At 69.0% G+C, this 8,349-nt stretch carries 12 protein-coding genes and 2 tRNA genes; all 14 read right to left on the reverse strand.

The features are described 5' to 3' along the window. Positions 1-2,230, reverse strand: a 2,230-nt coding sequence (locus tag DW029_RS11535) for a tape measure protein (RefSeq protein WP_199582633.1), incomplete at its 3' end; no start/stop codon positions are given. After that, a complete protein-coding gene (locus DW029_RS09430) occupies positions 2,231-2,584 on the reverse strand; it encodes a hypothetical protein (RefSeq protein ID WP_118345924.1) in 354 nt (117 codons plus the stop codon). A 41-nt stretch (positions 2,585-2,625) separates the two neighbouring features. Continuing rightward, positions 2,626-2,919, reverse strand: coding sequence for a hypothetical protein (locus DW029_RS09435; protein WP_118345925.1), 294 nt, complete (start codon positions 2,917-2,919; stop codon positions 2,626-2,628). A 63-nt stretch (positions 2,920-2,982) separates the two neighbouring features. Next, the gene (locus DW029_RS09440; RefSeq protein WP_118345926.1) at positions 2,983-3,561 is read right to left on the reverse strand and encodes a phage tail protein; all 579 of its coding nucleotides are present in this window, start codon (positions 3,559-3,561) and stop codon (positions 2,983-2,985) included. A gap of 19 nt (positions 3,562-3,580) precedes the next feature. Then, positions 3,581-3,907 carry a hypothetical protein gene (locus DW029_RS09445; RefSeq protein WP_147351914.1) on the reverse strand — a complete coding sequence of 109 codons (327 nt, stop codon included), beginning with the start codon at positions 3,905-3,907 and terminating at the stop codon, positions 3,581-3,583. A 21-nt stretch (positions 3,908-3,928) separates the two neighbouring features. Beyond that, positions 3,929-4,282 (reverse strand): hypothetical protein, encoded by a 354-nt coding sequence (locus tag DW029_RS09450; protein ID WP_118345928.1) that lies wholly within the window; start codon positions 4,280-4,282, stop codon positions 3,929-3,931. Then, a complete protein-coding gene (locus DW029_RS09455; protein WP_147351915.1) occupies positions 4,275-4,613 on the reverse strand; it encodes a hypothetical protein in 339 nt (112 codons plus the stop codon). The genes DW029_RS09450 and DW029_RS09455 overlap by 8 nt, the downstream gene beginning before the upstream one ends. A 63-nt stretch (positions 4,614-4,676) precedes the next feature. Beyond that, on the reverse strand, positions 4,677-5,087 hold the full coding sequence (locus DW029_RS09460; protein ID WP_118345930.1) for a Gp19/Gp15/Gp42 family protein: 411 nt from the start codon (positions 5,085-5,087) through the stop codon (positions 4,677-4,679). Further along, positions 5,087-5,428: a hypothetical protein gene (locus DW029_RS09465; RefSeq protein WP_118345931.1), complete on the reverse strand. Its 342-nt coding sequence runs from the start codon at positions 5,426-5,428 to the stop codon at positions 5,087-5,089. Before DW029_RS09465 ends, DW029_RS09460 begins: the two co-directional genes overlap by 1 nt. A 19-nt stretch (positions 5,429-5,447) precedes the next feature. Next, positions 5,448-6,293, reverse strand: a complete 846-nt coding sequence (locus DW029_RS09470) for a hypothetical protein (protein WP_118099355.1) — start codon at positions 6,291-6,293, stop codon at positions 5,448-5,450. Positions 6,294-6,311: 18 nt separating this feature from the next. Beyond that, positions 6,312-6,833, reverse strand: coding sequence for a hypothetical protein (locus tag DW029_RS09475; RefSeq protein ID WP_118345932.1), 522 nt, complete (start codon positions 6,831-6,833; stop codon positions 6,312-6,314). A gap of 101 nt (positions 6,834-6,934) precedes the next feature. After that, positions 6,935-7,019: transfer RNA gene (locus DW029_RS09480), tRNA-Leu, on the reverse strand. Position 7,020: 1 nt separating this feature from the next. After that, positions 7,021-7,094: transfer RNA gene (locus DW029_RS09485), tRNA-Trp, on the reverse strand. Between the two features lie 54 nt (positions 7,095-7,148). After that, a partial coding sequence (locus DW029_RS11355; protein ID WP_233543851.1) for a hypothetical protein occupies positions 7,149-8,349 on the reverse strand: 1,201 nt, incomplete at its 5' end.

Genomic DNA, 8,349 nt, shown 5'->3' on the forward strand with positions numbered 1-8,349 from the left:
CACCGGAGGCCACCTTGGGCATCGCCGTTCCCATGGTCTTAAGGGAGGTGGCGGACGTCTTGAGCCCCGCGGCCACGGTGGTCACCGACGCCGCGAGGGCGGTCATGCCTCCCGCGAGGAGCGTGACGCCGCCCGCTGCGAGGGTCGCCCCTCCCGCGAGGAGCATGACGCCTGCGGAGGCGACCATGGCCCCCGCGCCGAGGAGGATGAGGCCCGACCCCGCGAAGATGGAAGCCGGGCCGATGACCATGACGGACGCGGCAACGAGGGGCGCTCCCAACTCGCAGAGCGCGAGCGCCGCGCCCGCCACGAGTGCTCCGGCCCCGAGGAGCAGGAGCCCGACGCCCGCCATGACGGCCGAGACAGCCAGTGCCGCCACGCCCGTCGCCACGGCGACCGTGGCGACGGAGAGCGCCAGGAGCCCCGCCGACCCCACGAGGGCGCCCGGGCCGAGCAGGAGCATCGATGCGCCGAGGGCGGCGATGCCCACCGCGGCTGACACCCCGTACATGGAGACCGCGGGGAGTGCCGTCGAGAGGACGAGGATGCCCGCGCCCGCGAGCAGCACGCCCGCGCCGACGAGGGCGATGGCCGCGCCGAATGCGACCATGCCGACGGAGGCCGCCGTGAGGGCGGGGCCGAGGGCGGCGGCGCCCACGGCGAGCAGGGCCACCGTGCCGACCATGGCCGCCATGGCGATGGCGGCGGCGGGGCCGGACGACGCGATCATGACGGCCGCGTTGGCGAGGACCAGCAGGCCCGCGCTCGCGAGCAGCACGCCCGCACCCACCATAAGCACGGCCGCGCCGAAGGCGAGCATCTGGCCCGCCGAGACGCCAGCGGCGGTGCCGGCCGCGGTCTCGCCGCCCGCGAGCGCCGTCGTCCCCGCCGCCGCCGCGGGAGAGGTGACGGCCATGCCGCCCACGGCTGCCGAGAAGGCGGAGACGAAGCCCGCGACGTCCTTGGCCACGCGGAAGGCCGCGAACGCGACGGCGAGGCCCTTCACGTAGGGCGCGGCCTCGCTCGCGTGGTCCTTGAGCCACCCGGTGGCGTCCGAGACGCCCTCGACGACCGGCTTCGCGGCGTCGAGCGCATTCTTCAGGCCGTCCGCCGCGTCCTTGGCGGCGTCCCCGGACGGCTCCACGCCGAGAAGGGACAGCGCGAGGCTGCCGAGCGCCCCGCCCACGTTGCCCGCGGCGGTGCCCAGCTGCCCGATGATGTCCGATAGGGTCTGGGCCGCGCCGTTCCGCGCGCACGAGTCGATGAAGGCCGACACGCCGTCCGTGACGGCGGTGATGGCGTCGGTCGCGCCGTTGATGCCGCCCGTGATGAGCGGCTTGAAGGCGTCGAGCAGGACCATGCCCGCCTTGACGCCCGCCGCCTCGAGGTTGCCCATGGCGCCCTCGATGGTGGCGGTGGAGGTGGCCGCCTCCTTGGCCGCGTCGGTCATGCCGAGGTCCATGATGGCGCGGTTGAACTCCTCGGCGGAGATCTCGCCCTTCTCCATGGCCTCGCGGAAGTTACCCGTGTACGCGCCGTTCGCCTTCAGGGCCTCCTGAAGCTTGCCGGAGGCTCCGGGGATGGCGTCCGAGAGCTGGTTCCAGTTCTCGGTGGTGAGCTTGCCCGCGCCCGCCGTCTGGGTCATGACCATGGCCACGGACTTGAACGTGTCGGCGTTGCCTCCGGCCACGGCGTTGAGGTTGCCCGCCGCCTCTGAGAGCTGGGCGTAGTCGTCCACGCCGTTCGCGGCGAGTTGCGCCGTCGTGTTGCGGATGTCGGAGAGGTCGTAGACCGTCTCGTCCGCATAGGCCTGCGTCGAGGCCGTGAGCTGCCTGATGGTCGAGTCATCGAGGTCTGCGAAGCTCAGCGTGCTCGCGAACTTCTGCGAGGAGTCCGATGCGTCGGCGATCTCCCCCATGAGGCCCTGTACCGCGCCGATGAGCTTTGAGCCGATGGTCGAGGCGAGGCCGCCGAGCGCGCCCGCGATGGCCGCCCCCTTGGCGGAGATGCCCTTGCCCACGGACTCGCCCATGGAAGAGCCCGCCTGCGTGCCCGCGCTCCTGAACTTACCCAAGAACCCGCCGCCAGGCTGCGCTGCGCCGCCGAACTCCTTGGAGAAGGCCGCGCCGCCAGACTTGCCCGCGCCGCCCAACTCCCTGTCCATCTTCGCAGCGAAGCCCGACATGGTGGGCATGATCGTCACGGACGCCGAGCCGACGTTCACCGCCATCTACACACCCCCTTCCGGGATGCCGAGAATCCTGTCTATCTCGCCGCGCGAGCGCTCCGCGTTGGCGCGGCGTCGCTCGGCGTCCGCCCTCTCGCCCGGAGTCTTCGGCGGCTGCGGGGCGCGCCGCCCCTTCTGGCCGTCCTTGGTGCACTGCCTCCACGCGAGGAGTCTGAGATAGTAGACTGCCTGGTTGAGCATGTACTCGCCCTCGCTCCACTCGAGCGCCGGGCTCTGCCGCCTCGCCGTCCTCGACTCGCGCGGCAGCGCGTGCCACAGCATCGCCCAGCGGGTGCAGTCCTCGTCCCCGGCCTCCAGAGGGAGGTTGATGCCGTAGAACTGCCTGAAGTCAGCCACCGTGTCCTCGCGGTGGTCGAGCCAGTCGCGGGCGAAGCCGGTCAGTTTTTTGCCGAGATGGCCTCCGCCATCGCTGAGGTGAAGGCCGCCCAGTCCTCGGTGGAGCACCCCAGCTCGTCGGGGGCGTTGCCCTCGGCGTCGGGGATGCGCCCGATGTAGTCGACCAGGTGGCCGCAGCAGACGATGTCCATTGCCTCGTTCGCGACCCTGGAGTCGCGCTCGCCCAGGTTGAGGGCCGTCTGGATCTTGAGCGACGCGAACGCCGTCTGATCCACCTCGAACGTCAGCCCGCGGAAATCGAACTTGACGATGTCGTGCTTCTTCTTAGTCGGCATTCGCCGCTCCTTGTCTCTTCGTCGGCAAAAGGGCGGGCGCGGCGCGCCCGCCCGTCAACGGCCCTAGGCGGCCTTGGTGGTCTCCGTGGACTCGTAGTAGTCGTAGCAGGTGTTGCCCTGCTCGTCGGTCAGGTACTTCATCGTCAGCGCGCGCTGGCACAGCTCGGAGCTCGCGATGGTGAGGTCGTCCAGCTCGGAGGACTTGCCCTTCGGCACGACCTTGCGCCAGCGTCGGCCGTTCTTGAGCACGAGCTCGAGCACGTAGGCGAAGGTCGGGTGGGAGTCTGAGTTGTGCTTGACGGTGATGAGGCCGCCCGCGTCGGTCACGTTGTCCTCGCCGTACTGGCGCTTCAGCGTCTCGGCCTTGATCTCGGCGAGCGTGAGCTGGGCGGACTCGACTCGGTTGGAGCTGGTGGAGTCCATGACGTCGCCGTTCATGTCCGGGATGTCGTCGGAGTCCTCGTCGACCGTCTCCACGTAGCCGTCCTCGGAGATGAAGCCGAGGCACTTGAACGCGGGGTCGAGTTGGGTCTCGATGTCGGTCGGCAGGTCCGTGCCCACGGGCGCGGAGAAGATGTAGCCGCCCTTCACGCCCTTTGCGGAGCTGACGTTCGCCTGGTTGTTGGTGTTGGTTTCTGCCATTCGCAGGCCCCTTTCTTGTCTACTCGCAGACCCACAGCTGGATCTGCACGATGTAGCGAGAGCGGCCCGTGTCCGGGTCGTTCTGCCGGTAGGTGTTGGTGACCTCGGGGTGGAACACGTTCGGCTCCTCGTCGAGGTCGTAGACGGCGGCGCCCACCCTCTCGGAGAGCGCCTGTGCCGTCTTGCGCTGCTTCTTTCCTGCCCAGCAGTCGACGGCGAGCTGGACGGGGTCGAACATGGAGCCTCCCCCGCCCAGCCGCTCGACGCTGATGAAGCTCTCGGGCGTGTCCCCGGTGACCTCAACGCGGCCGGGCACGCCGGCCGCCTCGGAGAGCCTTCTGGCCACCACTGCCTCGATGTCCATGCGCTACCCCCTCGCCGCGCCGAGCGCCTTCGAGAGGGCCTTGTGCTTGGCCTCGCTGTAGCGCCCGTGGTTCGTACCCGTGGCCACGATGTACGCGTGGTCGCCCTTCTTCGGGAGCACGACGGGCTTCATCACGAACGGCGGCTTTTCGTACTCGGACCCCGGGTAGGCGATGATGTCCTCTGGGTGGCGTCTCGCGGGGCCGCGGACCTCGCCGTTGCCCCCGGCCATGCTTACGGCCTGGGAGCGCACGCGCTCGGCCTTGCCGCGGAGCATGCCCTGGACGGCGCTTGAGTTCTTGACGGCGCTGTAGCCCGCCCTGTTGGCCTTGAACTTTCCGAACTTGACGCTAGCCATCTGCGCGGGTCACCTCCGCAGCCATGTTGAAGGGGCCGGGCGTCGCCGCCTCGGTCGTCCGCTGCGGGTCGCCCACCACGTCGTAGGTCTCGCCTCGCACCTCGACCGAGCAGCCGCGCAGGCTCCCGGCGTAGGTCTTGGGGAAGTGGAGCGTGAAGGCCACGGTGACCCCCTCCGGGCGCGTCGCGTCCATGTCAGAGGCCGCCCCCGGGCACACGACGCAGCGCACCTCCTCGCGCTCGGCCCCCACCTCGACGGGCTCGCCGAGGTCGTCGCGCTCGATGCTCGGGCGGACGACGGTGACCGGCTCCGTGGGGATGAGGCTAAGCATGGTCATCGCCAGCCATCGGGGCGATGATCGCGACCGTCGCGGTCGGTATCCCCGGCATCGGAATCATGCCTCCCCCTTCCTGTCGGCGGCGGTCATGGCCTGGATGCTGCGCACGCGGCACCCGGCCAGGCCGAGCCGCTTGAGGTCGGAGCGCCCCAGGTAGAGGTCTCCAGTCGGGTTGGCGAACGTGACGCTCGCCGAGTACGGCCCGGTCGTCTGCGACTGCTGGGTGATGCCAGCCATGGCGCCGGGCGCGTTGACCGCGCGGGCGACCATGGCCACGCAGACGGGCATCACGTTCTCGTCGAACGTGGGGTTCGTGCCGGCGAGGTACCGGGCGCCCACATGTCGCCGGTACGCGCCGCGCAGGTAGGCCGAGGCGTCCTCGAGCAGGGCTGCGACCCTGCCCTCGTCCCCGTCCTCGACGGGGCCGCAGCGCGCGACGTAGTCGGCGACGGTGGCGAAGGCGTCCACTAGAGCGACTCCAGGATGGCGATGAGCTCCGCCTTGGTCGCCTTGCGCGGCGCGAAGCCGTCGGCGTCCTCGATGGCGGCGCGGAGCTGCTGCACGGTCATATCGTTCGCGGACTTCTCGTGCGCGGGCTGCTCGGGCTCGTTGTCCACGACGCCCTCTCCCTCGGCGCCATCGTCCTCGACGGGCTCCGCGCTAACCTCGGGCTCGGCGGGCGGGAGGTCGACGAAGCCGCCGGCGGACAGCTCCGCGAAGCGCTCGTCGGTCAGCTCGACCTCCTCCCCCACGAGATGCACCGCGAGGGTCTCGCGGTCACGGTACGGGTAGGTGACCAAAGCGATCATGGATTCTCCTTAGGGTTGCCTAGGCGGTCGGGGCGATGGTGCCCTTGACCACGAAGTCGATGTACTCGGCGAAGAACACGAGGCCGACGTAGGCCACGGTGTCGTAGGTCAGGCTCTTGAGCTCGGGCGAGTGGGACACGGCGATGTAGCCGCTCTCGTCGGAGTAGAAGCCGAACAGGTCGTCGCCGTCGGTCGGGGCGACGTAGACCTTGATGTTGTCCTTGACGGTCGCGTAGATCGTGCCGGCGGCGACGGAGCCGGTGGACACGAGCGTGCCCAGGCCCGCCCAGTTCTCGATGTAGGAGATGCCGAAGGCGCTGAAGACCTCGGACTCGCCGATCTGCTTGGCGAAGTCGACCGGGTTGGCGAAGTAGACGGTCTCGCCGCTGCCGAAGCCGTACTCCTCGGTGAGGTTGGACAGGGCGGCCCAGGCGTTCGCGGCGGTGGCCACGAGGCTCTTGCCGGTCGCGGCCGTGGTGCCCTCGGCGCCGAGCGCGGCGACGAAGTCCTTCTTGATGTTGCGCTGCATGTCGGAGATCATCGCGGCGTCGGTCTTGTCGACGGCGCCGTCGTAGCCGCGCTTCTTGACCTCCTGCAGCATGGTCTGCCTGCGGTAGGGCTTGAGCGTCACCTCGTAGGTCGCGACGTCCGCGTAGTCGTAGCTGGACAGCGGGATGTCCTGGCCGGGGGTGTACTCGGCCTCGGAGAGCTTGCCGATGATCTTCTTCTGGTGGAGCGTCTCGCCCACGGCCGCGTGGATGGGCGCGCAGGTGGACAGCATAGCCGTGAGCTTCTCGAGCGACTTGGTGAAGGTGTTCACGAGGTCGACGTTGCGCGCGGCTGCGAGGGTCTTGATATCGGGCATTGGGGCCCCTTTCTCCCCTTACTTGAAGAGGTCGATGTTGGCGGCGATGGCCGCCATGCGTTCCTTCTTGTCCTCGATTCCGAGGATGTCCTTCTTGGAGGGATTGCCGGGCTTGGGCTTGCCGCCGGCCTCGGGCGCCTTCGGCGCGCCGCCGGCCGGTTTCGTGATGGCCGCCACGGCCTTGGCCTGCTCGGTGAGCGCGTCCTCGTCCTCGCCGTTGAGCGTGGCCACGATGGAGCGGTCGAGTCCGGTGGCCTTGGCCACGGAGTCGACGAGCGCGGAGCGGGCGGCGCTCGCCTTGAGGGCGGCGTTCTCGCTCTCGAGCGCGCTCAGGCGCTCCTCCACGGTCGGGTCCGCCTTGGGTGCCGCGGCCTTGAGCTCGTCGAGCTCCTTGAGGTTCGCCTTCGAGCGGCTCTCCCACTTGCGCGACTCCTTCAGCGCGTTCTCGTAGAGCGCCTTGTAGTCGGGCTCCTGACCGGCGTCTCCGCCCTGTGCAGGGTTGGTCGGATCGGTCTCGGCGGGCGTGGTCTCCTGGGCCATGCTCCCTCCATTTCCGCCCCGTGCGGGGCATCGTCTTGCCCCGTGCGGGGCTCTTTTCGGCATGAAAAAGGCCACCCGTGCGGATGGCCTGGTTCAACTTTTGGTCGGGGCGGCGGGACTCGAACCCGCACGGGCGATGCCCACGTGCTCCTGAGGCACGCGCGTCTGCCATTCCGCCACGCCCCGATGGCACCTGGCCGAGGAATCGAACCCCGGTAAGCGGTTTTGGAGACCGCCGCACTGCCATTGTGCTAGCCAGGTGTGTATAATCTGATTAGAAAAAGCCCTGGGCGTGCTGGATAGCTAACCTGGGGCTTATTTCTTTATGTCGTCTATGGCCCCGCCCCTGGTCAACAAGATAACGCGGTCGATGTCATGCCTAGACATCTCGAGCCGCACGCGCTTCAGCGCGTCCTCTCTTGTCACAGGGACTTCCTCGCAGTTAAGCACGACGATAGAAGGCTTTACCGGCCCACCTTCCACCTTTTCGAACTGCCGCACTGCCTTTCTTATATTGCGCTCGATGAACCTAAGCCCGTTGACGCCAGACGCATCGCTTGTCGGGCTCTTCAGCTCACATAGCTTGCCGTCGAGCAGCAGGTCGATATTGGAAAAGCCCTCCGGCGCGTCCTCCTTGCGGACGACGACCTCGTGACCGGCCGCCCGAAGCGCCTCGTGCGCCGCGAGGTCGTAGGACCCGCCGCGCTCGTGCGCGAAGGTCTCTTTCGGCTTCTTGTACACGACTGGAGGCCCAGGCGAACCGAGCACGGCACGCTTCGCCGCGTCCTTGCCGGCACTCGTCAGGCTTTCGTCCTCGTCGATGTTCTTGAACTGTGCCCACCGCTCGCGCAGCTCCTCCGGTCTCACGCCCTCCACGAGCTCCGCGTCCGGGTCGTCCTCGAAGCCGGGGACCACCTTGCAGTCGCAGTGGCGGTGGAAGTGCCTGAACTCGCCGGCGGACTTGCGCGTGTGGTAGACCGCGCCGCGGCTCGCGAGCATGATGCAGAAGGTGCAGGTCTCGAAGCCCGTCGGCACGCGCGCGAAGCGCACGCCCCTGTCCTTGTCGCGGCCCACGTTGGAGATGATCGTCTCGTTCAGGCTGCGCAGCGCGTCGTTGCGGGCGTACTCGCCGCACGCCCTGGCGAACGCCGCGTCGCCGCCCTTCACGAGCTTCTTCGCCTGGTATCTGGCAACGGTATCGACCGATTCTGGCCTGTAGGTCGTTATGGTGACGGCCTGCTGCAGCCTGGCGCCGTTGCGCTCGGCGAGGTCGTCGTACCACTGCGCCGCGAACTCCGCCGCGACGTCGTCGTATCCCTGCACGAAGCCCTCCATGATGAGCTTCGCGGCCTCGCGCTTCTCGGCCACGGTCGCGGCCCCGTGGGCGCGGCACCATGCGAGCACGGCGGACTCCACGTCGGATGCCGCCCCGTCTCCGATCTTCGCCACGGCCCGGTTGTAGGCCGCGAACTCAGCCGCGCTAATCATCGGCGGGGGGGGGGGGGGCCCCCCCCCG

The sequence above is a fragment of the Collinsella sp. AF38-3AC genome (genome assembly GCF_003474365.1).
GTDB lineage: Bacteria > Actinomycetota > Coriobacteriia > Coriobacteriales > Coriobacteriaceae > Collinsella.